Here is a 26,577-nt window from a genome sequence, read left to right as displayed (position 1 = left end):
AATTCTTTAAAAATCATGAAGAAGAGTTGGTTACTCTGTACCTTTATTAATTTTTTCATCGCTGCACTGATGGGACTGTTGCTTCGATGGATGTATGTTGCACCGATCGCTGGACTGAATTTTCAGTTTTTAATGCACGGACATTCACATGTGGCGATGTTAGGCTGGGTTTATTTGATGTTGCACTGTTTGATTTTTTATTTTTTCGTTCCAAAAGAAAAAAAACAAAAACCCATCTACAACCGTTTATTTTGGATAACAGAACTGGCTGTACTCGGAATGATGGTTGATTTTCCTGCCCAAGGATATGCTTTTGCCTCTATTCTTTTCTCTACTTTGCATATTTTCTGCAGCTACTATTTTTGTTATTTAATTATAAAGGATGCCAATCCAGGCACATTCTCCGAAAAGAAGATGCTTTATATGGCTTTGTTTTTTATGACACTTTCCACTTTAGGTGTTTGGTGTTTAGGCCCCGTCGTAGGATTATTAGGAAAAACAAGCGCTTTTTATCAGATTGCCATCCAATTTTTTCTTCATTTTCAATTTAACGGCTGGTTTCTGTTTGCCGTTTTGGCTTTGTTTTTCAAACAGGCAATACTTATTATTGAAGCTAAAAAATTTCGGGTGTTTTATAATTTATTTGTTGCTTCGACTTTTTTGACATTGGCTTTGCCGGTTAGCTGGTATTTGCCTGATCCTGTCTTTTACTGGTTAAATACTCTTGGAGTAATCCTTCAGATATATGCTGGGGTACTTTTTATACAATTTATCCGCCCGCAGTTTCAATCCTTTTTTGCTGCTTTACCAACAATCGCAAAAACAGTGTATGGTTTTGCTTTGTTTTCATTGGCTTTAAAAGTCGTTATTCAACTTGTGGTTTTGCTTCCCGAATTGGCACAGGTATCCCATCAGATTCGTAATTTTGTTATTGGTTATATTCATTTGACGATGTTGGGAATTATTACAGGTTTCCTGTTTGGATTTGCCTTGCAAAATGATTTTTTAAATTCGAGGAACCGTATTCAAAAATGGGGAATCGCGATTTTTTTATTCGGATTTTTCACAACTGAAACTCTTTTGTTCCTTCAGGGGATTTGGTTTTTCCTGGGTAAGGGAACTCTACCGGGTTATTACCAAAATCTATTTTTATCCAGTATTTTTCTGCCAGCAGGCCTTTTATTGCTATCTGTTGAAATTTTGAAAATTAAACGAAAAACCGCATGAGCCATCATTTATTGTTAATCATCCATCTTTTGAGTGCCGCTATTTGGGTTGGTGGCCATTTGTTGCTTGTCTTTGGTTTTTTGCCACAAGCACTAAAAGAAAAAAATCAAAATATAATCCTCGATTATGAAAGAAAGTATGAACCTATAGGAATGACTGCTCTGGGTTTATTGGTCATTACAGGGGTTTTAATGGCCTATAAATATGCTGTTGGTATTCAATATTGGTTTCAGTTTGAAACACCTCTAGAAAAAGTTGTTTCAACAAAATTAGCGTTGTTATTATTGACTGTCCTTTTTGCTTTGAGTGCTCAATTTAGAGTATTGCCAAAACTTAAAAAAAGTGCGGACAAATTACCCGAAATGACTTTTCATATTTTATCAGTTACCATAATTGGGGTTTTGATGGTTATATTTGGGTCTTTTGTGCGTTTTGGAGGGCTTTAATTTATAAAATTCTTAGTAATAATAAAAATCGATTATGTTCTCTAAAACCTGTGAATACGGCATACGTGCAACTATTTTTATTGCTTTCCAATCGTATCAGGGCAATCGAATTGGCTTGAAAGAAATTGCAAAAAAAATAGATTCTCCTGAAGCTTTTACAGCTAAAATTCTTCAAATCCTATCGAGAGACAATATCATCAACTCCATAAGAGGAGTGGGCGGCGGTTTTGAAATTCCTAAAGAGAATATGAAAGGAATTAAATTAGCGCAAATAGTGAGTTCTTTGGATGGCGATTGCATTTTAACGGGTTGCTTATTAGGGTTAAGCAATTGCTCAGAAGACCATCCTTGTCCGATGCACGATAAATTTATATCTATTCGAAACGATTTGGTGTATATGCTGGAGAATACCAACCTGGAAGAATTGGCTTTGGGCATTAAAACGGGAGACACTTTCCTGAAGTATTAATTTTTGTTTCATAATGAAAGCTTTGTTGGATTGGATTTTACGAAAAATCAACAATCTTATCGATTTCAAAATTTCAATTCTAAAAACCAAACCAAAAGTAGCAGCATACACTCAGTTTGTTTTAAACACACGAGAATAATTAAAGATTTAATAATGAAGAACCTTAAAGAAAGAATACTGCAATTAAAAAAAGAGAAGAATGCAGTTATTTTGGCACATTACTATCAGCAATCCGATATTCAGGATGTTGCGGATTATGTGGGTGACAGCCTGGGCTTGTCACAAGAAGCAATGCAAGTACGTGCTGATATAATTGTTTTTGCCGGGGTACATTTTATGGCTGAAACTGCAAAAATTTTAAATCCGTCTAAAAAAGTTATTCTTCCAGATTTGAATGCAGGCTGCTCGTTGGCTGACTCTTGTCCTGCAGATTTGTTTCAAAAATTTACCGAAGCCCATCCAGACCACATTGTTATTACCTATGTGAATTGTTCTGCCGAGGTTAAAGCTTTAACTGACATTGTGGTCACTTCTTCCAATGCCGTTAAAATCGTAAATTCTATACCAAAAGACAAACCCATTATTTTTGCTCCTGATAAAAATTTGGGAAAATATGTAATGGAACAAACAGGCAGGGAAATGTTGCTTTGGGACGGTGCATGTGTAGTTCATGAAGCATTTTCCTTTGATAAATTAATCCAATTATACAAACAAAACCCAGGTGCGCAAATTATTGCCCATCCTGAATCTGAAACACATATTTTAAAAACAGCCTGTTATATTGGTTCTACAGCAGGAATGATTGAATATGTTAAAACCAATCCAGGCAACAAATTTATTGTAGCTACAGAAGCGGGTATTCTTCATAAAATGAAACAGGAAGTTCCTGATAAAATATTAATACCGGCACCATCAAATGAAGACAATACTTGCGCCTGCAGCCAGTGTGGCTATATGAAAGTAAATACATTACAAAAATTGCACGACTGTTTGCTGAATGAAACTCCCGAAATTACAGTTCCTGCCCATATAATGAAAAAAGCGTATGTTCCTATTGAAAGAATGCTGGAATTATCCAAATAATGATTATACCATTAACTTAATAACGGTTCTGTAAGCAGCAATATCTCCCAGCGTAAAGTACTGAAAGATCTAGTTATGTTCCGGTTACTTTGCTTCCTTTATTAATCCTTTAATATCCTTTAAAAAAATCAGCTTTCCTTTTAATTCAATCAACCCTGACTTTTTAAACTCAGAAAGCAATCGGATACAGCTCTCGGTGGCTGTACCGATCATTCCAGCCAATTCCTCTCTTGATAATTGCACTTTTAAGGATTGATCAGCATTGACACCAAAAGTCTCATTAAGATATAATAATTTTTCAGCCAGTCTTTCCTTAACAGTTTTCTGTACCATGTCCACAGTATGCTCATCAGCATGTTTCAAATCTTCACAAACCGCCTGCATTAAGTTCATTGAAAACTGATTATTATTATTAAAGAAATGAATAATCTCAGATTTTGGAATGAAACAAACTTCCATATCTGCAATTGCTGTAGCCGACAAGTTTGCAGGTTCATTGCTGATCATTGAACGTTGCCCTAAAAGTTCACCCGCCTTAACAAGTTTAACAACCTGGTCCCTGCCGTTGGCACTTAATTTCGAAAGTTTTCCAATGCCATCTTTGATACAGAAAACACCTTTAATTACTTCCCCTTCCTCTATTATAGCCTCGCCTTTTTTAATTACCTGGGTGCTTTTACTATTTGCCAATTGTATGATTTGCTCTTTGTTTAGTGCTTTTAGGGCACTAAGCTGTCTTACAATACATTGATCGCATTTATTCATAGTAATTTTTTGCTGCAAAAGTAAAATAATTAGAGTCATTACAATACATTACTTGAAAAATTCTAATAATTTTCTTTTCCAGCAAAATTATTCTTTAAAGATTGATACAGTGGCTACTGGGCATATCGATGTGATCTTAAATCCAGAAAGTAGTTAAACGAATCAACCTGTCAGTATATCATGTTTGATAAACAGCATACCTAGAAGATTTCAGGATATGAGTCAATTTGTCCAAGGAATCCCAATAAAGGTTTAAACTGTCATTGAAAAAAGATTAGTTTGGGGAGATTTTCTTTTCAAATGCAGATCGAAAGCCATACAAATATTACGAACAAAAGGTCTGCCTGCATCTGTAATTTGAATTCTGTTTCCTTCAATAATTACCAGATTATCATTTACCATCTCCCTTAAATCGGACAAAACACTTTGTAATTCGCCAAAGCAAAAGGCTTTATCATCCCACGAAGTTTCAAATTGACAGGTTAAATTGAGAATATGTTTGCGAATAATTAAATCCTCCTTGTCAAGTATATGCCCTTTCACTACAGGAAGTTGGTCGGATTCCAATAGTTGATAATATTCTTCCAATCTCTTTGTATTTTGAGCAAAACTATACCAGCTGTCACTAATAGCTGAAACTCCCAATCCAATCATTAGCTGGGTTTTTGACGAGCTATATCCCATAAAATTTCGGTGCAATTCCCCATTACGACCAGCCTTATACAAACTATCAGAAGCTAAAGCAAAGTGATCCATCCCAATTTCATGATACCCGTTTTGAGAAAGCAAGTTTTTTCCTGTTTCATACAATGTTCTTTTTTCAATGTCTTTTGGAAGGTCGGCTTCATTGAATCCACGCTGTCCATTTCCTTTAATCCAGGGCGTGTGCGCGTAGCTGTAAAATGCCAATCGATCTGGTTTTAAAGAGTTTGTTTTTTCGATGGTGTCCACAATGTTTTCAATTGTTTGAAAAGGCAACCCAAAAATAATATCGTGTCCAATTGAGGTGTAACCAATTTCTTTTGCCCAAAAAGTCACTTTTGCCACATTGTGAAATGGCTGAATTCTGTGAATGGCTTTCTGGACTTTTTCCGCGTAGTCCTGGACGCCAAAACTTACTCTGCGAAATCCTAAATTATGTAATTTTTTAAGCTGCTCATAAGTTGTATTGTTAGGATGGCCTTCAAAACTGAACTCATGGCTTTCAGCTCTATCGGCCGACGTAAAAATACCGTTTATAAGCTTTTCTAAATTATCTGATGAGAAAAAAGTAGGAGTTCCACCGCCTAAGTGAATTTCTTTTATGATTGGCCTTTCACAAGACAGTCCACAGTAAATATTCCATTCCTTTAAAACAGCCATGATGTATTTTTCTTCTACTGAATGATTTTTGGTAATTCGTTTGTTGCATCCGCAAAAAGTGCACAAACTTTCACAAAAAGGCAAATGAATATACAGGCTAATCCCATTTTGTAAATTGCTTTCCTTTAATGATTTTTCAAAAGAATTCTTCCATTGCTCTATTGAAAAAAGTATTTCATTCCAATACGGAACAGTTGGATAACTGGTATATCTGGGACCGGGAACATTATATTTTTGAATTAGAGATCTTGACATAATTTTAATTTTAGAAATTAGGACGAAAATGAAACAGTCAATCTTTTTTTAATTGAAAATGAATCTTATTTTTAGCTATTATCTCTGCTAGTACTTTACAAATATCCGACATATCCGGTTTTAGTAATATGATAAATATCATAACCCTGGAGATTACACAATGATTTCCAAAAGATTACCTTGCAGCTGAAGTTTAAAATATATTTTTTATACATCTTAATTTAAAAGCTTAGCTAAATTCAGCAAAACTTTCAAAACCTAATATTTATCATATTTTTTCTGGTTCTGATTTCTTTTCTTTGCTTAAAACAAACACCTCAGAATGCATGAAAATCAATAATAACTGCAGGCATTGGATTCGGATAATGAAATATTTTGGATCATCTATTGCATATAAATTTAAGAAAAATGGATATTGATACAGATCTGCTCTTCACCTGGGGTGCTGTTGCAAAAAAAACAGCTAAAAACTCTATCATATTTTATGAAAATGATCCTCCCCTTTACTTCTATCAGATCCTGGAAGGGACTGTAAAAATGACCTATACCAATGAAGACGGGAAAGATCTGACAGTAGGAATTTTTGAAAATGGAAGTAGTTTTGGCGAACCGCCGCTCTTCATTGACCAGCCGTACCCAGCCTCAGCAGTAGCGCAGACAGATTGTGTACTATTAAAACTTTCAAAAGCCAACTTCTTTTTACTTCTTGAAGAAAATCCAACAATCCAATCAAAAATATTAAAAGTCTTTGCCTGGAGAATTTACAATAAAATAGTATTTTCAAAAAATATAATTAATCATAAACCGGAATACCGGGTGCAGTATTTCCTGGATAATTTAAAAAAACAGCAGAACATTCCCCCAAATCAAAGATTAAAAATTCATTACACCCGCCAGGAAATTGCAGATTTCACTGGTTTGCGTGTGGAGACGGTCATCCGCACAATTTCTATTATGAACAAGAAAAAAAAAATAGAGATTATAGATCATAAAATATTTTATTAAAATTCCTCAAATACTTCAAAATATGATTCAGGTCATATACTTTTTTCAAACATTTTTATTTCTTTGCCTAGGTTAAATCAAAATTATTAATTCAAGCTCTGGTAGCATTTAATTTTAAAAAAAACGGGAACCTGAAGGTTCCCGTTTCGCTATTCTATCACTTTATTCATCATCATTTTAGAAATACTCTGAGCTCTAATCTTTACCTCTGATGCTTTTGTCCCTTCAAATAAATCATCAACAGTCTTTTTCCACAACTTATTCCAATGTTTAAAATGAGTTTCAGTTAAGGGGCTTTTCTGATTTAAAACCCGATGCTTCATCATCGGGTTTCCTTCAAAATTTCCGGAATGAAAAAGGATATTATCCCAAAAATCATACATGATTGGAAGATGCTTTTCCCAATTAACATTCGCTACTTTGGTAAATAAGTATCCGATAATAGGATCTGTCTGAACCTTACCATAAAAAGCATCGACCAATATTTTGATATCCTGTCTGTTTTTAATATCTGTTTTTATCTTCTCCTTCATAATCTGGTATTAAATATTAATCGTTAAAGATCTTTTTTATTAAATTTTCTAACTGAAATAAAAAAAGGTATTGCAATCCATAAAATCAATAGCAAAAAAGAGATAATCAATCCAATCGTTGTCCCAAAAAAATCTTTAAAAATTGCGCCTGTGTAACCCATCATAGCTGACTGATCAAGATGTAAAAGGATTTGAATGCGCGCAAGGTCTATCGGACTTAAGGCCGTTACCCCCACCATTGCTTCCTCAATAGGATATTGGGCAAACTGAAACAACAGAAATAAAACAAATGCGTCAAATAGTATCGCAAAATAAATCCAAAACATAATCGCTATGCCGATTCCTTTTGCTTTATCACGAGTCAAAATACAGCCCAAAAAAGCTAAGGACACAAAAACAGCTGAAATTAAACATCCTGACAAAAGCATCATAATACCTGAAGCATTCGGCGCGTTAATTAGAAGAGGGATTCCCGCACCCAGTAAAAAGGCCAAAACCATTGCAATAGAAAGCCCGGCAAACAAACTGATCCATATTTTCTTTCGTCTTAATGGCTGACTGAGCAAGAGTTCAATAAATTCAGAACTGTTATAAAGATATATGGTAGAAAAAAGTATCGAAACTAGTGGAACAGTAAATAAAATAACATTCAAAATTGTCAGCAGGCCTTTAGCAGAATTATCTTCCAGACCAAAAGATCCCCAGCAGAGTAAGGCCAAAATAAAAGTGTAACTCAGTACGATTTTATTTTTAAGAATATCCAACAATACAAATTTAATGATCCTGTTCATAATCCTTTTCTTTTAAAATTTTAGATATGGCTTTTGAAATTTTGTTTTCACCCGTTGATTCAAGCAGTTCTTTTATATTTTTATGAAAATGCACTTTACCTTCCTGCATAAAAATAATCTGGGTAATCATATCATCAAGTTCACTTAGTAAATGAGAGGTTATCAAAATTAATTTCCCCTTTTGCTTTTCTTTAATAATTTTCTCCTTCAGTATTTCTGATGCCAAGGGATCCAATCCTGCAGTTGGCTCATCAAGTATAAGGACATCAGGGTTAAAGAGAAAGGCTAATGTTGCACTTACCTTTTGGGTTGTTCCGCCTGAGAGTGTACGCATTTGTTTATCATCCATCTTATCAAGTTTAAAAGCTCTAACTAAATCTTCATCCAGAATGGCTTTCGAATTCCTGATTTGCTTGATCATGGCAATAATTTGGCCTATAGTCATATGGTCAGGATACCGGCCTATTTGAGGCATATAGCCAATATTATTTCTATATTCAAACTTTCTTAGAATAGATTCTCCTTTGAATAAAATATCGCCGCTGTCAGGCAAAACCATTCCGAGGATGCATTTTATCAAGGTCGTTTTTCCACAACCATTTGGGCCAATAAGTGCAATACATTCCCCTGCGTTAAATTTCAGATTCAAATTCTGCAATACCTGAAGCTTGCCAAATTTTTTGTTTATATTTTGCAAAACAATCATAATGTAAGAGATTTTATTTCGGGAGTTTCATCGACAAAATTATCCGGGGTAATACTTGGCAGAATCTTTTCTGACTTATCAAGAAGCGTTATCATAAAGCTCCTGAATAGCAGCATTGCCGAGGGATTGTTTTCTGTAAGCACGGCAAAAAGGCTCAAAGGATGAAAAGGTACATCTCCAATCCCGTCCCTATTAAGGTCATAACCTTCGTATTTATCCCAATAATTATTATGGAAATAGTTGAGAACTAAACTGCCGTTGGTGCTTATATCAAATGTATTGGCTATAAAATTATTAAAGAAAATCTCGTTCTCCATACAGCTTGCCTGAATTTTCATGCCCCACCCATTATCTCTAAAAATATTTTTTGAGAGGGTGACACGGCTGGCACCTTCCATATAAATTCCGGAAGTATTGCGGATGAATTTGTTTCCAATGATATAACTGTCTGAAATTTCTTTTAGCAACAAACCATAAGCGGCGTCTCCCCAGTTTTCTGCAAAATAATTATTGAACATTCTTACATTTTTGGTAAACATGACTGCCACTCCTGCCCCATTATTTTTAAACACATTCGAGATGTACGAATCATCATTAGAAAACATAAAATGAAGTCCGTATCGAATATTACTCTTTGAGATGTTTCGCCAAATAATGGAATTAGACACAAATTCAAAGTAAATACCGTCTCGATGTCCTGAGACTTGGTTTCCAACAATTTGCAGGTTTTCGCTTTTCCAGCAATGAATGCCATTTCCTATACGCTGCTCTTGTTTCTGATGGGCTTGTATGGTGTTATTTTTTATAATACAGCCAATTCCTTTTTGAACATAAATACCAAAAAAATTATTCTCCAGAATATTTCCTTTTATCGTAACCCCTGTTTTGTTATATATTTTAATACCACAGGGATCATTCAGGGAGGCATACCCTGAATTTATGACTTTAAAACCTGCAATGGTTACACTATCGGCTTTGATAGAGACCACTTCGTATTTTTTTTGTCCATCGAGAATAGGAAAGCCAATTCCCTGCAGTATTATTTTTTTTTCCAGCACTATGTTCCCTTCCCTATAAACACCATAGTGAACCAACACTGTATCGCCGGGATTGGCCAGTTGTATCGCTTTTTTTATGGTTTTTATGGCTCTGTTTTTCCCTACTTCAATTTTTTGCGAATGAAGACAGGTTAAAAAAAATGAGAAGCAAAGACAGAGAAGTATTTTCATGTTTAATTGATTGTAATTAGCTTTTCCCCTAAAATTATTTTTCTAGAATTGATCTCCATTCGATCTCTGTTCCCTTTGATTCTGCTTCAAACGCCTTTGATTGGCTTTTATTTGAGAATGCGGCTACATTACCATGCATGGGGCTTTTTATTGTACCGCCTGAAATAAAAAAAGCTTTTTCTGCCAGAATTAGTTCATTCTCCCTTGTATAATCATGTACATAATAGCTCTTAACCTTCATCTCTGGATGTTCTTTACAATAGTTGGCCATACAGGCAATATCATCAAACTTATAAGCCCGCCCTTTTCGAGTAATAATCTCTGCGCCATATTTCCCGTCACTGATTCCCATTTTACAATACTCACAATTGTCTGCATTTATTTTAATAGGAATTGGTTTATCTCCTGAGCATGAAAAAAGAAATGAAATAATAAACAAAACGCTTAAAAATTTATTAAATCCTAAAGCTGACTTTTTCTCTTTAATTATAGCCAGAAAAAGCAGGACACCCACTGTAATGAGCATCCATCCACCTATATCAGGTATAGAATAAGCACCAAAATTCAATAACTGTTTATAACCCAGTAATGGAGGCTGGTATGCCATACCAGGAACCCGTATGGCAGCATTCGGGTCTAGATTATGACCGTAGTCGTAATTCCATCTGTAAAAATCGATAGCGGCTAAAACTCCGAAAAGCACAAAAGAAAAAAAGAATATATACAGGGTATTTCGCTTAGCATAAAAGGAACAGCTTAATGCAATGATACCAAACATTCCTAAAATATAAGGCAGTATTTTAAACTCTATAAAGTCTTCGGTATGAAGGGTTTTCATGCCTATATAATGATTCAATCCGTTGATGATATCTACATCCCCTGCAATTTTTGTGGCGTGAAGCTTTAAAACTAAACCTTCAGGATACTGTGGAGCAGTAAGTTCAATTTTCCACATGGGGACAAAAATGGATCCTACTAGCAGAAAGCCACACACAAAAAGTACTGCTCTTGAAAAAATTGAAAGTATTTTATTTTTCATGATGATTCAAATAAAAAGGGAACAAAGAAAACTTTGTCCCCTTCACTGGTTATTAGTTATTCCTTTGGTAAATTAGTGCCCAAACTGTAGGTAATTGGAACATTACTTCCTGCAGGTGAAACTCTAACATAACCCTGCATTTCCTGATGCAGTGCACTGCAGAAATCCGTGCAGTAAAATGGGAAAATTCCTTTTTTCTGAGGAACCCATTTCAGTGTAATCGTTTCTCCTGGCATAATGAGCAGCTCTGCTGTATTTGCCCCTTTTATAGCAAATCCGTGAGGAACGTCCCAATCTTGTTCCAAATTGGTAACGTGAAAATAAACTTCATCCCCTATTTGTATACCTTCAATGTTATCCGGAGCAAAATGTGAACGGATACAAGTCATATAAACATGTACTTTACTACCCTCCCGAACCACTTTGGTTTCCTTTTCACCTTTAGATGCGTACGGATGAAGATTATCAGCCATTTTGTAATACTTTAGCTGACCGTTATTACGTATTTTATCAGCTGGTATACCTTGCGCGTAATGTGGCTCTCCAATGGTCGGATAATCCAATAAAAGCTTCATTTTATCTCCGCTAATATCAAATAATTGTGCACTTTGCGCTAATTCGGGCCCGGTAGGCAAAAATCGGTCTTTCGTAATTTTATTGTAAACCACCATATATTTTCCAAATGGTTTCTCTGTATTGCCTCCCGGAATCATTAAATGCCCTGGCGAATAATAGGTGGCTTTTCTGTCTAAAACTTTCAAATCTTTTATGCTCCATTTTACTACTTCTGAAGATACAAACATTGTAGTGTATGCATTCCCTTTTCCGTCAAATTCGGTATGAAGCGGTCCTAATCCCGGTTTTTGAACTTCTCCATGAAGAGCAGCCTCATACTTAACGACAGGTATTCCGGCATAATTACCATCAAATTGTTTTTTGGCAATAGCATTTTTCAGTTTCGTAAAACTAAATACAGGTATAAGAGCTGCCAGTTTTCCACTTCCAACAATATATTCGCCTGTTGGATCAATATCACAACCATGTGGAGATTTAGGGCAGGGAATCATATAACAGATATCTTTCAGTTCAGCAGCATCCAGAATCAATACTTCTTTCTTGGTCTCTGATTTAGCCGTTTGGGTTTTCTCATCCCAGGTATTATGAACATAATTTGCCGGCACGCGTTTTCCTTTCCCGGCTTTAATATATTCTTCAGCTTTTTTCCAATTGACGGCCATGATAAAATCCTTATCATTTTTAGAAGCGTTTACCTCAAGCAGGGTATTGGCCTGTTCAGTGTTATAACAGGAGAAAAAGAACCAACCGTGAGATTCTTTTTTTCCCGGATGGCTTAGATCAAAATTAACTCCCGGAGTTACGATCTGAAAAGCAAGATCCAACTCTCCTTCTTTACCCACTTTTACAAAACTAAGGTGCCCTTTAAAGTTTTTCTTATAAGTATTAATTGGCACATCGCCATCGTCATTATCTGCAGGAACGCTAAAACGGCTTGCCCCCACAATATACTCTGTGTTTTGTGTGATAAAAGGAGAAGAATGGTTTCCTCCACAATTTGGAAGCTCGATTATCTCAGCCGTTTTAAAAGTTTTCAGGTCAATACGGGCAATTCTTGGCGTATTATTGGCATTGGCAAAAAGCCAGCGCCCGTCAACTTCTCCGTTGGTTTGAGATAAATCTAAATGATGCTGATCATCCCATGGCACATAACCATGCGAAGTATTCAGCATGGCTTTAGTTTCTTCACTGTAACCATAGCCACTTTGTGGATCTTCGGAGAACACCGGCATGACTCTTAACAATCTACCGCTAGGAAGTCCGTAAACACTCACCTGACCGCTGAAGCCCCCAGATACAAAATTGTAGAACTCATCATACTTACCCGGAGCAACGTAGACTTTTTGGGCAGCATCACCATCGACAGTATCGCTGGAATCCTTGGGCTTGCAGGAAACAAAGAAGGCACAGCCTAAGGCAATGGCAAAAATTGATTTTAATAATTTATTTTTCATGATATTCTCATTTAGAATTTTAATTTTTTTATTCTGGTTATTTCACCCCGTCGATCTGGCGCATGTATTCAAGTATAGTTCTGGCTTCATCATCGGTCAGACCCTGATTAGGCATACGAATCATACAGAGTTCTAATTGGGCCTGCAATTCAGGATCTTTGTCAATCATAGGATCAGGATTGGTAATGAAATTCATAATCCATTGAGGAGTTCTGCGTCCTGTAACGCCTTTCCATCCAGGTCCTACTAATTTTTCATCTGTAGGCTTGTGACAGGATGTGCATTTTACTTCTGCTACCTTCAGTCCTTTTTCAGCCATTGCCTTATCTAAGGAAGCGCCTAATTCAACTGTAGAAAATTTCCCGAGGCCTCTTTTAGGATCGTATGATTCTGCTTCGGCTGTTTTTTCTGTAGCGGCAGGAGTTGAAAAATCCTGATCAGTATTGGATTTTTCTTTCCCGCACGATACAAGTAAGAAAGAACCAAACATCGTTAATAAAAATAATCTGTTCATTACTAAGGTTTTTAATTTGTTAAACTTTGGTCAAAATTCCAAAACTTGTATTACATAAAGTATGATCCTAATCATAACATGAAAAAAAAGATCATGATACCTTCGTACTTTCAAAATACAGTTAATGAAATTTTGTATTTACATATTCCTTTTTGCAGTATTGTTCAGACCGGTATTTCCAATCTTGGATTACGTACTGAACTACCGCTATATTTCTACAGAATTATGCGAAAATAAATACTATCCTGAACTGGACTGTAACGGCAAATGCCATTTAAAGAAAGAGTTGGCAAAAGCCTTAAAAAATGAAACACCTTCCTCGAACGAGAAAAAAAGTGAAATCACGGAAACTATTCTGCTATACTTTGAAAGCTTTCCTGTTTTTAATTTTCAAAACAGCCAAAATGTCATCTTAGAAATAAACTCAGGATATAAAAATCTTTACGTCTACCTGAACACTTATTTTGTGTTTCGTCCGCCGGTTTTCAAGTATTAATTTTCGATTATCTAATTTCTTCTCATTCGGATTTACATTCGAGAGAAGCCCTATATCTATAATTTAATTAATATTCAAATGAAAATCTTAAACCACATAGCCATTTTAATTCTGTCCATTTCTCTGTTCTCCTGCTCCTCAGATGATAATTCTTCCACTCAGATTCCAATTGATGAAATTGCAGGACTTCAAAAAATTCAGGAAATATCCAATGACAATCATACTATCGAGCTTTATTCTCAAAGCGGTACTTTACTTCAGGGTTACAACCATATCACACTTAGAATTAAAGACAAAAAGACAAGCACCTATATTCAAGACGCCAAAATTAACTGGACACCTCTTATGCATATGGCTACAATGAAGCATTCTTGTCCAAAATCTGCAGTAATAAAAACTTCCGGCAAACAAACATTATATGAAGGTGATATTATCTTTCAAATGGCTCAAAATGATACTGAATACTGGGATCTCACAGTTACCTATACTGTAAACACCCTTTCTTACACAGCTGCTGATACTATAAAAGTTCCGGCTTCTGCAAAACGAACTGTAAGTACTTTTATGGGTACCGATGGCTTTCGTTATTTGGTTGCCTATATCGCTCCCCAAAAACCTAAAGTAGCCACAAACGACATAAGCATTGGTGTGTATAAAATACAGGATATGATGACATTTTCAGTTGCAAACAATTTTAAAATCAAAATAGATCCGAGAATGCCGAGCATGGGAAACCATGGTTCGCCTAACAATACCGATTTAACCCAATCTACAATTGATGGCTTTTACAACGGAAAACTTTCTTTGACCATGACTGGGTATTGGAAAATTAATCTTCAACTTTTAAATGCTTCAGATGATGTACTTAAAGGAGAGCCGGTGACAACAGAAAATCAGACAAGTAGTCTTTTTTTAGAAATTGAATTTTAGGAGTCCAATAGTAACAAGAAAGAGATGGTTTTGACTGTCTCTTTCTTATAATTATCTTATGATGAAAAATATAATCGCAGTGCTTTTAGCTATCTTTTCGACAGCTTGCTGGGCACAGGAAAAAAGGAATGATAGTCTTGCAGCTGTAAATCTCAATGAAATCATAGTGATAGGAAAAAAAACACCTTTACATCTTAAACAGCCCAAATCATTAACCTCCATAGAAGATTATCTGATGGGGTCTTCCAAAATAAATATGGTTAAAAGAGGTGCATATGCATGGGAACCTACAATTAATAATATGTCGACCGAACGTACTGTAATTACCATTGATGGGATGCGCATTTTTGGTGCCTGTACCGATAAAATGGATCCCGTGACTTCTTATGTCGAGATTTCAAATTTATCTGAGGCAACAGTTGCATCCGGTCAGCAATCAAGCTGTCATGGTGCTACGATTGGAGGTTCGATAGATTTAAAACGTAATCAATTTAACCGGAAAAAAAAAGGATGGAATGGCAGCTTAACCTCTGGTTATGAAACTAATAACCAGCAAAAAATTATTGGTGCCGCTTTAGGCTATACCAGCGGCAGCTTCTTTGCGCATGTTGATTTTATGCATCGTGATGCCGAAAACTACAAAGCGGGAGACGAAAAAGAAATTAATTTCTCCCAATTTACCAAGTACAATATCTCGGCAAATGCTGGCTATTTTATCAATAAGAAGAATGTACTAGAAACCTCCATAATTTATGATAAAGCAACAAATGTTGGCTATCCGGCACTTCCAATGGATGTTTCACTGGCAGAAGCTGCAATCCTTTCATTGAGTTACAAGTACACTGCGGATTCTATTTTTATTTCCAGTTGGGAAACAAAAGGATATTATAATACCATTACCCATAAAATGGATGATACTAAAAGGCCAGCAGTTCCTATCCATATGGATATGCCGGGCTGGTCTGATACCTATGGTTTTTATTCTAAAATAAAAGGAAAACACGAAAATCATGAGTTTCTAGCCGATTTGAATTCTTTTTACAATAAGGCGGTAGCCGAGATGACAATGTATCCTGTTGATCCAACCGAAAATCTGATGTTTATGTACACCTGGCCTGATGTTCGAACGCTGTATAACGGATTATCATTCGAAGATAATATTGCAATCTCTCCCGAAACCATTCTTAGAATCAGCATTAATCTAGGTTTTCATTCTAATACAGTAGCCAATGATTTTGGACTGCAAAGCCTTCGTATTTTTTACCCTGCATTGAATACCACACAAAACCGGTTCTTAAAGAGCTTTTCTGGAAATTATACCAAGAATACTGGTAAGTTTGAATTTGGATTTGGTTTGGCTTACGCCGAACGAGCACCTTCTATTTCGGAGGGCTATGGCTTTTATCTGTATAACAGCAATGACTTTTATGATTATCTAGGAAATCCAAATTTGAAAAATGAAAAAGCAGTCGAAGCAAACTTTTTTTCTGGTTATAAAAACGGCAGGCTAACGTCTAAATTTACGGCTTCGTATTTTTGTATTTCAGATTATATCATTGGAAAAATTGACCCAGGCACGCTACCTATGACGATTGGAGCATCAGGTATAAAAATCTACGACGCTCTTAATTATGCTTCGATTTTTAATACTGATTTTAATCTTGAATACTCCTTTTTGCAAAACTGGAATTTAAGAACACAGATCGCCTACACTCTGGGCAAAGATGATCAGGAAAACAACCTTCCTTTTATAAGTCCGCTCCGATATAATGCAGCAGTAGAGTTTAAAAAAGAAAAAATCAATGCGGGAATATTTGCCTCTGGAAATCTTGCACAAAATAACTTCGCAAAAGTATACGGACAAAGCAAAACACCCGATTACCTGATATTTAATATCAATGCAGGCTATAGCTTTGATTGGAATCAAAACAAAATAAAAGCGCAGGCGGGTATTGAAAATATTTTTGATAAATATTACGCTACGTTTTCAGATTGGAACAAAATACCACGAATGGGACGAAATGCTTTTATCAATCTTACATATAGTTTTCCCTAAGCTTCAAGAAAAAAAATTGCCTTTATGATTAGAATCATAAAGTAAAAAAACCGATAGCTATACTTTTACAGTATTAAATTTCAATAACATTTAAATACCAAAAACAATGAAAAAGTCTTTCAAGATTACCCTCGTAGCAGCCTTTGCAATTTTCAGTTTATTCTCATGCGGAAAAGTAGGTTCAAAAGACATAGAACCAGTTGCAACACCCGCAACTGAGGAACCTTACGAAGAAAATCCTATCGCAACCCCAGTCGCTACAAATGATCTTCAGATTGAGAGCAATGATCAAATGCAATATTCTGTAACTGAATTAAGAGCTCCCGCAGGAAAAATTACCCTTACGCTTAAACATGTCGGTAAGATGGAAAAAATCGCAATGGGACATAATTTAGTTATTTTAAAGCCTGGAACTGATATTTCTGATTTTACACTTAAAGCTGTAGAGGCTAAAAATACAGATTACATACCTGCATCTGAAAAAGCAAAAGTAATCGCCCATACAAAAATAATTGGCGGCGGAGAAAGTGACACTATAGAATTTACAATAGATCAGAAAGGAACTTACGACTTTATCTGCTCATTCCCCGGACATGTATCGATGATGAAAGGAAAATTAATTGTAGAATAAAGCAATTTTTTTAATAAAAAAAAACTAAAATCATTAGAATGAACAAGGAAAAAAAACTTTGGATAGGTTTTGCGCTTGTGATGAGTATCTCTTTTTCTGTCTTAGGATATTACGGATATGAGATCTATCAGGAAGCACCTCCTATTCCAACCGAAATAGTAGGGCCAAACAACAGGGTAATCTATACCGCTGAGGAAATTAAGGATGGGCAGAATGTATGGCAAAGTATGGGCGGACAGGAAGTTGGTACTATTTGGGGACATGGTGCTTATGTAGCCCCAGACTGGACTGCAGACTGGCTTCATAGAGAAGCAGTGTTTATTTTGGATAAATTATCCGAAAAGGAATATTCAAAAACTTTTGCAGAGCTGACAGAAGAGCAACAGGCCACAATGAAGATCAGGCTCCAAAATGATGTTCGTAAAAATACCTACGACAGTAATACTGGCGTCATAACCATATCTCAAAACAGAATTGAAGCTATTGCGTATCTGAGTAAGTATTACGAAGGATTGTTTATGGATGATCCTAAATTTGAGACACTTCGCCATAATTATGCAATTCCAAAAATGTCTGTAAAAGATCCCGAAAGAATGCATAAAATGAATGCTTTTTTCTTTTGGGCAACCTGGGCAACTGTAACAGAAAGGCCAAATCAGAAAATTTCATACACCCACAACTGGCCATCTGATGAATTAGTTGGAAATGTGGCTACCAAAGATCTTCTTGTATGGTCAGGAGTTAGTATCATACTGCTGTTATTTTGTATCGGTGTTCTAATTTTTTATCATGTGCGATCAGGAGAAGATGAGCATTTCGAAATACCAGTTCAGGATCCACTATTAAAACAAGGAATGACACCTTCGATGTTTCGAATAAAAAAATATCTTTGGGTCGTAAGTCTTTTAATTGTACTGCAGGTTGTTATGGGTGTTATTACTGCACACTACGGCGTAGAAGGAAACGGATTCTTTGGTATTCCTCTGGATCAGATTCTACCTTACGCAGTAACAAGAACCTGGCATACTCAACTGGCTATATTCTGGATTGCGACAGCCTGGCTTGCTACTGGATTATATATTGCCCCGGCTGTTTCTGGTAAGGATCCAAAATTTCAAACATTTGGAGTAGACTTTTTGTTTTATGCTTTACTTTTAATTGTACTGGGCTCAATGGCAGGACAATGGTTTGGAGTAATGCAGAAACTTAATTTGGTAGAAAACTTCTGGTTTGGTCATCAGGGTTACGAATATGTGGATTTAGGCCGATTCTGGCAAATATTCCTTCTTGTAGGATTGTTTCTTTGGTTGGCATTAATGGTTCGTCCCTTACTTCCTGTATTGAAGAAAAAAACAGGAGAAAGAAACCTTATCATAATGTTCTTAATCTCATGTACTGCTATAGCTACTTTCTATGCAGCTGGCCTCATGTGGGGAAGACAGACCAATCTGGCCATTGCAGAATATTGGCGATGGTGGGTTGTACACCTATGGGTAGAAGGATTTTTTGAAGTGTTTGCCACAGTAGTAATTGCGTTTTTATTTGTTCGTTTAGGCCTGTTAAAAACAAAAACAGCAACGCTGAATGTTATTTTCTCGACCATTATTTTTATGTCTGGCGGAATACTAGGAACATTTCACCATCTGTATTTCGCAGGAACGCCAACTGCCGTGATGGCTCTTGGGGCAACCTTTAGCGCTTTGGAGATTGTGCCTCTGGTTTTAATTGGCTATGAAGCCTACCATAACTACAAACTTTCAAAATCAACACAATGGATAAAGGATTATAAATGGCCTATCTATTTTATGATTGCTGTTGCTTTCTGGAATTTCTTAGGAGCCGGAGTATTTGGTTTTATCATTAATCCGCCTATTGCTTTATATTATGTTCAAGGCTTAAACACAACCCCTTTGCATGGACACACTGCCTTATTTGGGGTTTATGGAATGCTCGGAATTGGTTTGATGCTATTTGTGTTGCGCAGTTTGTACAGACATGAGATATGGAATGAAAAAGCCATGAAATTCATATTCTGGTCTACCAATATCGGATTGCTCGCAATGGCATTACTAAGTCTTCTTCCAGTTGGAATTTGGCAAGCTATAGAAAGTATAGAGCACGGAATGTGGTATGCACGTTCGGCCGAACTAATGCAGCAGCCAGCAATGGTAACATTGAAATGGCTTAGGGCTATCGGCGATACTATCTTCGGATTTGGCGTATTGACATTGTGCTGGTTTGTATTTGACCTTACCCTTAGAAAAAAAAGTAAGTAAACTAGTTACAGAACATCTGGGAGTATAGTCTCCCAGAGTTTCTTTCGAATATAATTCTTCGGTGGAATTCAAAGACTTTAGCAACTTGTTTGTTACTTCAAATAAAAAGATCATCAATTTTGCTAAATAATATCATCTTATACGGAAATTAAAGGATCCATCTCAAAAAGAAACTCAGGGCAATTAGTGCTTTAGATTTTCTCATGTAAGTTCATGGCTTACTAGTAACCGGATGTTTGAAATTGCCAAAAAATACAGAACCGCTAGAATTATTGCACATCAAGAATGTGAATTTAATATTTTACAGGCAGCTTGGTATTGGTTGACAAACGGCATTAGTTAATTTATTAAAACGGGTCCTACTACCGTTTTCAGTGTGGTTACAGAAGTCGGAATCTTGCACTAGCCTCTAAAAATAGTGTTTTATAAAAAGCTGATTCCGACTCCTTCCACACAAGACTGATAGGCAGTAAAAAAATCTTTATTAAAATAAATACACTGGGAAAACTGATCTACATCTTAAAAATAAATGTTGAGAATTGAAATAATTAACCAGTGAAGCGTGAAACGCACAAACCCGTAAAAATCTTAAACTTTCTTAAACCTAAAAATATGCCTAAGACTGACATTCTAATAGTAGGTTCTGGTATTTCAGGACTATTTTTTGCCATTAAAACGGCAAGAAAACGGCCCGATTTATCTATTTGTATCATGACAAAAGATATGGCAAGCAACACCAATACGCAACTTGCGCAAGGAGGAATAGCTGTAGTCACCAATCAATTGAAGGATAGTTTTGAACAGCATATAAAAGATACGCTGAAATCTGGCGCCGGCCTTTGTGATGAAGAAATTGTTAAAATGGTTATTGAACAAGCTCCCGAAAGATTAGAAGAACTGATAGCACTTGGTGCCACATTTGATAAAAATCAGGAAGGCCAATGGGATTTAGGTCTAGAAGGTGGCCATTCACAACATAGAATTTTACATCATAAAGACAGTTCAGGATTAGAAATTGAAAAAAAGCTCCTTTCAATTATCACTCAAACAGCAAATATTGAACTTTTAGAAAATCATCAGGTTATAGAATTAAATACTGAAACAAAGCGCAATGAAGTGAACTGCACCGGTGCATTTTTTTATGATAAAACCAATAACACAATAAAATACATCCGTACCAGGGCTATTGTACTTAGCACAGGGGGCTGCGGACAACTTTTTGAAAACACCACCAATCCTGCGATTGCTACTGGAGACGGCATTGCAATGGCGGCGCGTGCGGGAGTAGAAATCGAAGATATGCAATACATGCAATTTCATCCTACGGCATTAGCCTACGGGAAGAAAAATCCATTATTCTTAATTTCAGAAGCTGTAAGAGGATTTGGAGCCTATATTGTAAACGAAGAACACAAAAGATTTCTCTTTAAATATGATTTAAGAGGCGAACTGGCTACCCGAGATATTGTTTCCCGTGCTATAAGTATCGAAATGCACGAAACTAAAACAAAACACGTATATCTTGATTGCAGGCATTTAGATCAAACTAATTTTTTTAAACACTTCCCTTCTATTTCTGCCCATTGCAATGAAATAGGTTTATATCCGGAAAAAGATCTGATTCCCATTGTTCCTGCGGCTCATTACCAGTGTGGTGGTATTAAAGTAGACCACAATGGTGCTACTACAATCAAAAATTTATATGCCATTGGTGAATGTGCCCGAACAGGATTACATGGAAAAAATCGATTGGCCTCTAATTCACTTCTTGAAGCCTTGGTTTTTGCTCATCAGGCATCCAACAACATTGATAAAACGATTGCCGCATTTATTTTTTCTTCCAAAATCCTTCTTCCAAAATTTTCAACCGTAAATCTTAAAAATAACTACGAACCGTACCTAATTTTAAAAAAAGAACTACAGAAACTTATAACTTCATTTTATGCCAGCGATGAACACGACACGCATTTAGCAATGCTAAAAATAAAAATGCTAAAAAACGAAGCAGAAAATCTTATAGAGGGAAATGAAATTACAATTCCATTTATTGATTTCTCAAATATGCTAACGACGGCCTTAATTATTATTAAACAATGCCAACCTGAAAAAGAACATTCATACTAATTAATAACCTTAAGTCTTTATAACTTCCTATGAAAACAACAAACAAAACCACAATTGGCGAAATCGCAGCTGATGATTTTAGGACGGCAGCAATTTTTTCAAAATATAGCATTGATTTTTGTTGTAAAGGTCATCGTACCTTAAAAGAAGCCTGCAAAAAACGAGGCATTGAGGAGTCTCTTCTAATTGATGAGCTTGACCGCGCAACAAATAATTCGGCCAACCAATCTTTTAACTATAAATCATGGTCATCGGATCTGTTGGCAGACTATATAGAAAAAACACATCATCGATATGTGGCTGAAAAAACACCCGTCTTGCGTAAATTATTAAATGAACTATGTACTGTTCATGGTGAAACATATCCTGACCTCTTTGAAATTAATACTTTATTTACTGAATCTGCCTTAGATCTCTCTGCTAATATGAGAAAAAAAGAACAGGTCCTTTTTCCTTTTATAAAAAAAATAAATGAGGCGCATTCGAAAGGATTATTTTTAGAGATAGCACACTTTGGAACTCTTGAAAATCAAATACTTTTGATTAAAGAAGAACATGATACAGTAGGACAACGCTTTAAAAAAATTGCTGCATTAACCAAAAATTATACCCCTCCAGCAGATACCTGCAATACTTATAAAGTAACTTTTGCAATGCTTAAAGAATTTGAACATGACCTGCACAAGCATATTCATCTGGAGAATAATATTTTATTTCCAAAAGCCGTAGCACTTGAAAAAGCTTAGATAAAGTTCTTTAAATTATTAGTTTTATCACACAATCGTTGCACATGCTATTCTGAAAAATAGTATTCCTTCTAAATCAATTACTAAAGCTGAAAGTTAGAATTCGCAACTCTCCTATTAGATTAGATACGAATTTCATCCATCCCCAACTGGACATCCAAACCAAATTCATAAAGCCAATGAAAGACAGCCTCTACTTCCAGTACGCCAATCTCTTCAAATCCTCCATAAAATGGTGCATAATTTGTCCTTTTGGGGCCCCTTGACGGGACAAAATAAACCACGTTTTATTTACCAGCAATTCTTAGTTAAATAGTGCAAACAGAAATAAAAGAGTCCAGCTTTTAGAATAGACTAGGATTGCAAAAAGTAAAATATTGATTACCCTTCAGTAAATAAAATTTTGATCATGAAGCAGAGCAAAATGATTTTAGTTACTATCAAAATACAAATTGAAAGGTAAAATTAGAGCCCTTGAATCAAAGCAATTTTCATATAATACTTTAAAAGTAAAGTACTTTAAGTTTTGTGGCAGAATCGTGGCACATTGCATTTTGAAAAAGTAAAACCACAGCAAAATAAGGCTCTAAGAAGTTTAGGTTCGAATATATTATACGCTGCTTTTATTTTAATTATTTTATTTGCTAACAGGTTCGAGTTCCGTTCCCGCTACTAAGAGATAAAGCTTCAGAGAAATCTGGAGCTTTTTTGTTTATATTTGATTTAGATTGCGGGTGCGAAGTCAGGAGACATTCGCACAGCTTTTCATGAGAACACTTTCAAGAGCTGGAGTTCTATAATAACAAAGACAAAACATGAAGAAAAAAACAATACTTTTATCTATTTTAATTTTGATTAGTTTTAAAATTCACAGTCAAATAACTGTAAAAAATAATACTAAAAATCCAATTACAAATTTTTATATAATTGAATATGATTCTATACTTAAAGCCCCTTATTGTGGACAAATATTTAATGAAAATTTAATTGATAAAAATTTACCTGCAGGTAAAAGTGTTAAGCTGAAATATAACCTCAAAACCTCTGCACATTACAATATTATTTGTTTTAACGCAACTTCTCCGTACTATTATGAAAATGTTTGCTTTAAATATTTTATACCTGGTGAATCCAAAACTTTAAACATTGAAACAAAAGACGTAGAAGAAGACTTTTCCGAATGTGACTTAGAAACAGATCCCAAAAATGGATTTACAACAGTAAAATTTGATTTTAAAAACAATACTTCAAGTAGAATAATCAAAGGGTATTATAAATTTTCTGAAAATGAAAAATATAAAAAATATTCTTACTTTCAACTAGAGCCTCTTTTTAGCGGATTGAGTCGAACTGTTAAAACCTCAAATACAATTCCTATTAGTGTTTCAAAGATTTTTTTAAAATTTTACTTTGAAAATAAAGGAGTAATTACTTCTAAAGAATATGAGACTGATATTAAAAATATTGAAAAATCTAACATCTTTGAAATTAATTAAAACTACCGATAACAGCTAGACAAGACTTAGGTATTTGGTTCGATTTAGATATAGTCTTGTCCTTGGCAAATTTGTGCTAAATGGAAACTATTTAATTGCTATAAAGCAAAAAGAAATAAAAATTAAAACCGAATGAAAAGACAATTAATAAGATCTGAGTTACGAATTAACATGATACAATTCCATAAAAATATTTAATAAATTGGTTAGATATTTGAATGCTTTCCGCTATTAAATAGAAATCGTGGCACAGTGTGTTTTGAAAAAGTAAATCACAGCAAAATAAGGTTCTGAGAATTTTAGGTTCGAAACTTTATAAGTAATTAAAGCAATTTAAAAAAATTTTAGCATTACAATCACTAACATTATTAAATCTCCCTTATCTTTAATAATAATTCCAGCACTACTTTAACAGTACTTATATAGGTGACCCTGACGACACCATATATTAACTATACTTACATCTTTACCCTGTAATTTCAATCATACTTGACGTCAAATTTTACACTTGAAATCATGTCCCGTCATCCTATATCAAAAGCCAAACAGTTGAAGATTGCTCATTTGGTAGAGTCTAAAAATTTAAATATTAGCAAGTGCGCCTCTAATCTTAATATTACAAGGAACACCGTTAAGCGTTATGCAAGATTTTATACCTCCGTTATTCATTCTAAACCTGGCGATGCACTTTATAACAATAAGAAGATTCCCCTTCTTAAACCCGAAGCACATATCAGCGAAAAGACAATTGATTTGCAAAATTTTCTTTTTGAGCTGGTACAGCAAGAACCTCAGCGGCTTTCAAGCGCAATAACAGCATGGAATAAATACATTAGTGTATATACAGATGGTTACAAACGTTCCCAGTTCATTACTATTTTTAACAATTGGCTCAAAACACATAAGCACATTGTTCATAAAGCATGGGACGTCAATTTTATACCGGAAGAAGACTTAAAAACCTTTAGAAGCTGGCGAAATTCACGTGACCGCCATCGATGGGAACTATCTGTAGTAATTACAGAATCTTATAAAAGCAGACCTACAGCGGAAATTGCTGAAAAAATTGAAAGGTCCGGAAATACAGTCAGGGACTGGATAAATAGCTATAAAAAACACGGCATTTCAGGGTTTGAAAAGAAAAATCATAAAACCAATCCTAATATATTACAGCTTAGAAAAGAGAAAAAAACAAATATTATAAAGCTAATTCATGAGTCTCCTAAACTGCATGGCATAAATCGTACTTCTTGGTTTTTGACCGATCTTGCCGAAACATACAGAAAAATATACGGGATAAATATATCTACTTCCACTATATCACAATATCTTAAATTGGAAGGTTATACTTATCGAAAAGCAAAAGAAGTGCTTACAAGCCCAGATCCACAATTCAGAAAAAAAATGAATGAAATTACCGATATTCTAAAAAATCTCGGACGAAGAGAAAAGTTTTTTTCTATAGATGAGTTTGGTCCCTTCGCAGTTAAAATAAAAGGAGGCAGATCACTAGTTCAAAAAGGAGAAATAAAAACATTTCCTCAAATACAAAAAAGTAAGGGTTTTACCATTTGTACAGCTGCATTAGAATTATCTTCAAATCAAATTACTCATTTTTATTCCACAAAAAAGAATACAATCGAAATGATAAAATTGATTAAACTGCTGTTGTCGCAATATAACACAGAAGAGAAACTATATCTTTCCTGGGATGCTGCATCATGGCACTCCTCAAAAGAGCTCAATACGTTTTTATATGCAATAAATCAGGATGATTACAGAAAAGAACATCATACTCCAATTGTTGCATTAGCACCATTGCCAGCCTCAGCTCAGTTCTTAAACGTCATTGAGTCAGTGTTTAGTGGATTGGCAAAATCCGTCATTCATAATAGTAATTATGAAAGTCTTGAGGACTGTAAGGAGGCTATCTCTCAATATTTTACCAGCAGGAATCAATATTTCCTTTTACATCCACAAAAAGCGGGAAAAAAAATATGGGGAAAAGAAATAGTTCCTTCTGTTTTTAAAGACAGTCAAAATTGTAAAGACCCTAGATTTAGATAATGTAAAAGTACGTTTAAATAAAATAGTACTTTGAGTTTTGTGACAAAATCATGGCACAAACAATCTAGAAAAATTAAAAATTCAGCAAAAGAGCCACTCTGCGGTTAAGATTCAAATCTGCAGCTCCCCCTCCACCACTTCTATGTCTGTTTCAGAAATCAACTATGATTTAGGTTTTAGCATTCGCAATCTTTCACCTTCTTTTAAAAACCGGCTATCTTCGGCACCCTTGGAGTTCAGATAATCCTTTAATTGGTAATCCTACAGAGATTTTACTACCCAAACTGTTGATTAAGATTTT

23 protein-coding genes are annotated in these 26,577 nt (G+C 35.2%); 14 read left to right on the top strand and 9 right to left on the bottom strand.

The features are described 5' to 3' along the window. Positions 1-15 precede the first annotated feature (15 nt). From JOD96_RS07675 to nadA, 4 genes are all read left to right on the top strand, one after another. The gene (locus JOD96_RS07675; protein WP_209563694.1) at positions 16-1,227 is read left to right on the top strand and encodes a hypothetical protein; all 1,212 of its coding nucleotides are present in this window, start codon (positions 16-18) and stop codon (positions 1,225-1,227) included. Continuing rightward, positions 1,224-1,673, top strand: coding sequence for a CopD family protein (locus JOD96_RS07670; protein WP_209563693.1), 450 nt, complete (start codon positions 1,224-1,226; stop codon positions 1,671-1,673). Before JOD96_RS07675 ends, JOD96_RS07670 begins: the two co-directional genes overlap by 4 nt. Before the next feature lie 34 nt (positions 1,674-1,707). Then, the gene (locus JOD96_RS07665) at positions 1,708-2,142 is read left to right on the top strand and encodes an RrF2 family transcriptional regulator (protein ID WP_209563692.1); all 435 of its coding nucleotides are present in this window, start codon (positions 1,708-1,710) and stop codon (positions 2,140-2,142) included. Between the two features lie 153 nt (positions 2,143-2,295). Next, on the top strand, positions 2,296-3,225 hold the full coding sequence (gene nadA, locus JOD96_RS07660) for a quinolinate synthase NadA (protein WP_209563691.1): 930 nt from the start codon (positions 2,296-2,298) through the stop codon (positions 3,223-3,225). Positions 3,226-3,309: 84 nt separating this feature from the next. Here the strand turns inward: nadA and JOD96_RS07655 are convergent, their stop codons facing one another. Further along, entirely contained in the window at positions 3,310-3,990 is a 681-nt protein-coding gene (locus JOD96_RS07655; protein ID WP_209563690.1) for a Crp/Fnr family transcriptional regulator, read from the bottom strand. Positions 3,991-4,242: 252 nt separating this feature from the next. Continuing rightward, positions 4,243-5,607, bottom strand: coding sequence for an oxygen-independent coproporphyrinogen III oxidase (hemN, locus tag JOD96_RS07650; protein ID WP_209563689.1), 1,365 nt, complete (start codon positions 5,605-5,607; stop codon positions 4,243-4,245). 408 nt (positions 5,608-6,015) lie between these two features. Here hemN and JOD96_RS07645 point away from each other — a divergent pair, with 408 nt between their 5' ends. Continuing rightward, complete coding sequence (locus JOD96_RS07645) at positions 6,016-6,612, top strand: Crp/Fnr family transcriptional regulator (protein WP_209563688.1); 597 nt, start codon at positions 6,016-6,018, stop codon at positions 6,610-6,612. A 149-nt stretch (positions 6,613-6,761) separates the two neighbouring features. On the opposite strand, the gene JOD96_RS07640 is transcribed toward JOD96_RS07645, so the two are convergent. From JOD96_RS07640 to JOD96_RS07610, 7 genes are read right to left on the bottom strand one after another with little or no spacing between them, the layout of a single operon-like run. Continuing rightward, positions 6,762-7,145: a group III truncated hemoglobin gene (locus JOD96_RS07640; RefSeq protein WP_245188368.1), complete on the bottom strand. Its 384-nt coding sequence runs from the start codon at positions 7,143-7,145 to the stop codon at positions 6,762-6,764. Between the two features lie 23 nt (positions 7,146-7,168). Next, on the bottom strand, positions 7,169-7,936 hold the full coding sequence (locus JOD96_RS07635) for an ABC transporter permease subunit (RefSeq protein ID WP_209563687.1): 768 nt from the start codon (positions 7,934-7,936) through the stop codon (positions 7,169-7,171). Next, the gene (locus tag JOD96_RS07630) at positions 7,920-8,642 is read right to left on the bottom strand and encodes an ABC transporter ATP-binding protein (RefSeq protein WP_209563686.1); all 723 of its coding nucleotides are present in this window, start codon (positions 8,640-8,642) and stop codon (positions 7,920-7,922) included. The genes JOD96_RS07635 and JOD96_RS07630 overlap by 17 nt, the downstream gene beginning before the upstream one ends. Beyond that, positions 8,639-9,871 (bottom strand): nitrous oxide reductase family maturation protein NosD, encoded by a 1,233-nt coding sequence (locus JOD96_RS07625; protein WP_209563685.1) that lies wholly within the window; start codon positions 9,869-9,871, stop codon positions 8,639-8,641. Before JOD96_RS07625 ends, JOD96_RS07630 begins: the two co-directional genes overlap by 4 nt. Positions 9,872-9,905: 34 nt before the next feature. After that, positions 9,906-10,910: a nitrous oxide reductase accessory protein NosL gene (locus JOD96_RS07620; RefSeq protein WP_209563684.1), complete on the bottom strand. Its 1,005-nt coding sequence runs from the start codon at positions 10,908-10,910 to the stop codon at positions 9,906-9,908. 56 nt (positions 10,911-10,966) lie between these two features. After that, on the bottom strand, positions 10,967-12,940 hold the full coding sequence (nosZ, locus tag JOD96_RS07615; protein ID WP_209563683.1) for a Sec-dependent nitrous-oxide reductase: 1,974 nt from the start codon (positions 12,938-12,940) through the stop codon (positions 10,967-10,969). 37 nt (positions 12,941-12,977) lie between these two features. Further along, a complete protein-coding gene (locus JOD96_RS07610; protein ID WP_209563682.1) occupies positions 12,978-13,454 on the bottom strand; it encodes a c-type cytochrome in 477 nt (158 codons plus the stop codon). 124 nt (positions 13,455-13,578) lie between these two features. Here JOD96_RS07610 and JOD96_RS07605 point away from each other — a divergent pair, with 124 nt between their 5' ends. The 9 genes from JOD96_RS07605 to JOD96_RS07565 all read left to right on the top strand — a co-directional run bounded on the left by JOD96_RS07605 (position 13,579) and on the right by JOD96_RS07565 (position 26,276). Beyond that, positions 13,579-13,950 (top strand): hypothetical protein, encoded by a 372-nt coding sequence (locus JOD96_RS07605; RefSeq protein ID WP_209563681.1) that lies wholly within the window; start codon positions 13,579-13,581, stop codon positions 13,948-13,950. Positions 13,951-14,028: 78 nt separating this feature from the next. Further along, positions 14,029-14,880 (top strand): hypothetical protein, encoded by an 852-nt coding sequence (locus tag JOD96_RS07600; RefSeq protein WP_209563680.1) that lies wholly within the window; start codon positions 14,029-14,031, stop codon positions 14,878-14,880. Positions 14,881-14,938: 58 nt separating this feature from the next. After that, on the top strand, positions 14,939-16,936 hold the full coding sequence (locus tag JOD96_RS07595; protein ID WP_245188367.1) for a TonB-dependent receptor: 1,998 nt from the start codon (positions 14,939-14,941) through the stop codon (positions 16,934-16,936). A gap of 106 nt (positions 16,937-17,042) precedes the next feature. Then, positions 17,043-17,567, top strand: coding sequence for an azurin (gene azu / locus JOD96_RS07590; RefSeq protein WP_209563679.1), 525 nt, complete (start codon positions 17,043-17,045; stop codon positions 17,565-17,567). A 38-nt stretch (positions 17,568-17,605) separates the two neighbouring features. Further along, the gene (locus tag JOD96_RS07585; protein WP_209563678.1) at positions 17,606-19,843 is read left to right on the top strand and encodes a nitric-oxide reductase large subunit; all 2,238 of its coding nucleotides are present in this window, start codon (positions 17,606-17,608) and stop codon (positions 19,841-19,843) included. A 555-nt stretch (positions 19,844-20,398) separates the two neighbouring features. Next, on the top strand, positions 20,399-21,967 hold the full coding sequence (nadB, locus tag JOD96_RS07580; protein ID WP_317195273.1) for an L-aspartate oxidase: 1,569 nt from the start codon (positions 20,399-20,401) through the stop codon (positions 21,965-21,967). Between the two features lie 29 nt (positions 21,968-21,996). Next, positions 21,997-22,713, top strand: coding sequence for an iron-sulfur cluster repair di-iron protein (gene ric / locus JOD96_RS07575; RefSeq protein ID WP_209563677.1), 717 nt, complete (start codon positions 21,997-21,999; stop codon positions 22,711-22,713). An 815-nt stretch (positions 22,714-23,528) separates the two neighbouring features. After that, positions 23,529-24,209, top strand: coding sequence for a hypothetical protein (locus JOD96_RS07570; protein WP_209563676.1), 681 nt, complete (start codon positions 23,529-23,531; stop codon positions 24,207-24,209). 516 nt (positions 24,210-24,725) lie between these two features. Beyond that, the gene (locus JOD96_RS07565) at positions 24,726-26,276 is read left to right on the top strand and encodes an IS630 family transposase (protein ID WP_209563675.1); all 1,551 of its coding nucleotides are present in this window, start codon (positions 24,726-24,728) and stop codon (positions 26,274-26,276) included. The last annotated feature ends 301 nt before the right edge of the window (positions 26,277-26,577 follow it).

This window comes from Flavobacterium sp. 1355, from assembly GCF_017833415.1.
In the GTDB taxonomy this organism is placed as follows: Bacteria; Bacteroidota; Bacteroidia; order Flavobacteriales; family Flavobacteriaceae; genus Flavobacterium.
This window is presented reverse-complemented; position numbering and strand designations above follow the sequence as displayed.

Coding starts and splice junctions, on each gene's coding strand:
- JOD96_RS07675 (WP_209563694.1), top strand. CDS start 16: ATGAAGAAGAGTTGGTTACTCTGTACCTTTATTAATTTTTTCATCGCT.
- JOD96_RS07670 (WP_209563693.1), top strand. CDS start 1,224: ATGAGCCATCATTTATTGTTAATCATCCATCTTTTGAGTGCCGCTATT.
- JOD96_RS07665 (WP_209563692.1), top strand. CDS start 1,708: ATGTTCTCTAAAACCTGTGAATACGGCATACGTGCAACTATTTTTATT.
- nadA (WP_209563691.1), top strand. CDS start 2,296: ATGAAGAACCTTAAAGAAAGAATACTGCAATTAAAAAAAGAGAAGAAT.
- JOD96_RS07655 (WP_209563690.1), bottom strand. CDS start 3,990: ATGAATAAATGCGATCAATGTATTGTAAGACAGCTTAGTGCCCTAAAA.
- hemN (WP_209563689.1), bottom strand. CDS start 5,607: ATGTCAAGATCTCTAATTCAAAAATATAATGTTCCCGGTCCCAGATAT.
- JOD96_RS07645 (WP_209563688.1), top strand. CDS start 6,016: ATGGATATTGATACAGATCTGCTCTTCACCTGGGGTGCTGTTGCAAAA.
- JOD96_RS07640 (WP_245188368.1), bottom strand. CDS start 7,145: ATGAAGGAGAAGATAAAAACAGATATTAAAAACAGACAGGATATCAAA.
- JOD96_RS07635 (WP_209563687.1), bottom strand. CDS start 7,936: ATGAACAGGATCATTAAATTTGTATTGTTGGATATTCTTAAAAATAAA.
- JOD96_RS07630 (WP_209563686.1), bottom strand. CDS start 8,642: ATGATTGTTTTGCAAAATATAAACAAAAAATTTGGCAAGCTTCAGGTA.
- JOD96_RS07625 (WP_209563685.1), bottom strand. CDS start 9,871: ATGAAAATACTTCTCTGTCTTTGCTTCTCATTTTTTTTAACCTGTCTT.
- JOD96_RS07620 (WP_209563684.1), bottom strand. CDS start 10,910: ATGAAAAATAAAATACTTTCAATTTTTTCAAGAGCAGTACTTTTTGTG.
- nosZ (WP_209563683.1), bottom strand. CDS start 12,940: ATGAAAAATAAATTATTAAAATCAATTTTTGCCATTGCCTTAGGCTGT.
- JOD96_RS07610 (WP_209563682.1), bottom strand. CDS start 13,454: ATGAACAGATTATTTTTATTAACGATGTTTGGTTCTTTCTTACTTGTA.
- JOD96_RS07605 (WP_209563681.1), top strand. CDS start 13,579: ATGAAATTTTGTATTTACATATTCCTTTTTGCAGTATTGTTCAGACCG.
- JOD96_RS07600 (WP_209563680.1), top strand. CDS start 14,029: ATGAAAATCTTAAACCACATAGCCATTTTAATTCTGTCCATTTCTCTG.
- JOD96_RS07595 (WP_245188367.1), top strand. CDS start 14,939: ATGATGAAAAATATAATCGCAGTGCTTTTAGCTATCTTTTCGACAGCT.
- azu (WP_209563679.1), top strand. CDS start 17,043: ATGAAAAAGTCTTTCAAGATTACCCTCGTAGCAGCCTTTGCAATTTTC.
- JOD96_RS07585 (WP_209563678.1), top strand. CDS start 17,606: ATGAACAAGGAAAAAAAACTTTGGATAGGTTTTGCGCTTGTGATGAGT.
- ric (WP_209563677.1), top strand. CDS start 21,997: ATGAAAACAACAAACAAAACCACAATTGGCGAAATCGCAGCTGATGAT.
- JOD96_RS07570 (WP_209563676.1), top strand. CDS start 23,529: ATGAAGAAAAAAACAATACTTTTATCTATTTTAATTTTGATTAGTTTT.
- JOD96_RS07565 (WP_209563675.1), top strand. CDS start 24,726: ATGTCCCGTCATCCTATATCAAAAGCCAAACAGTTGAAGATTGCTCAT.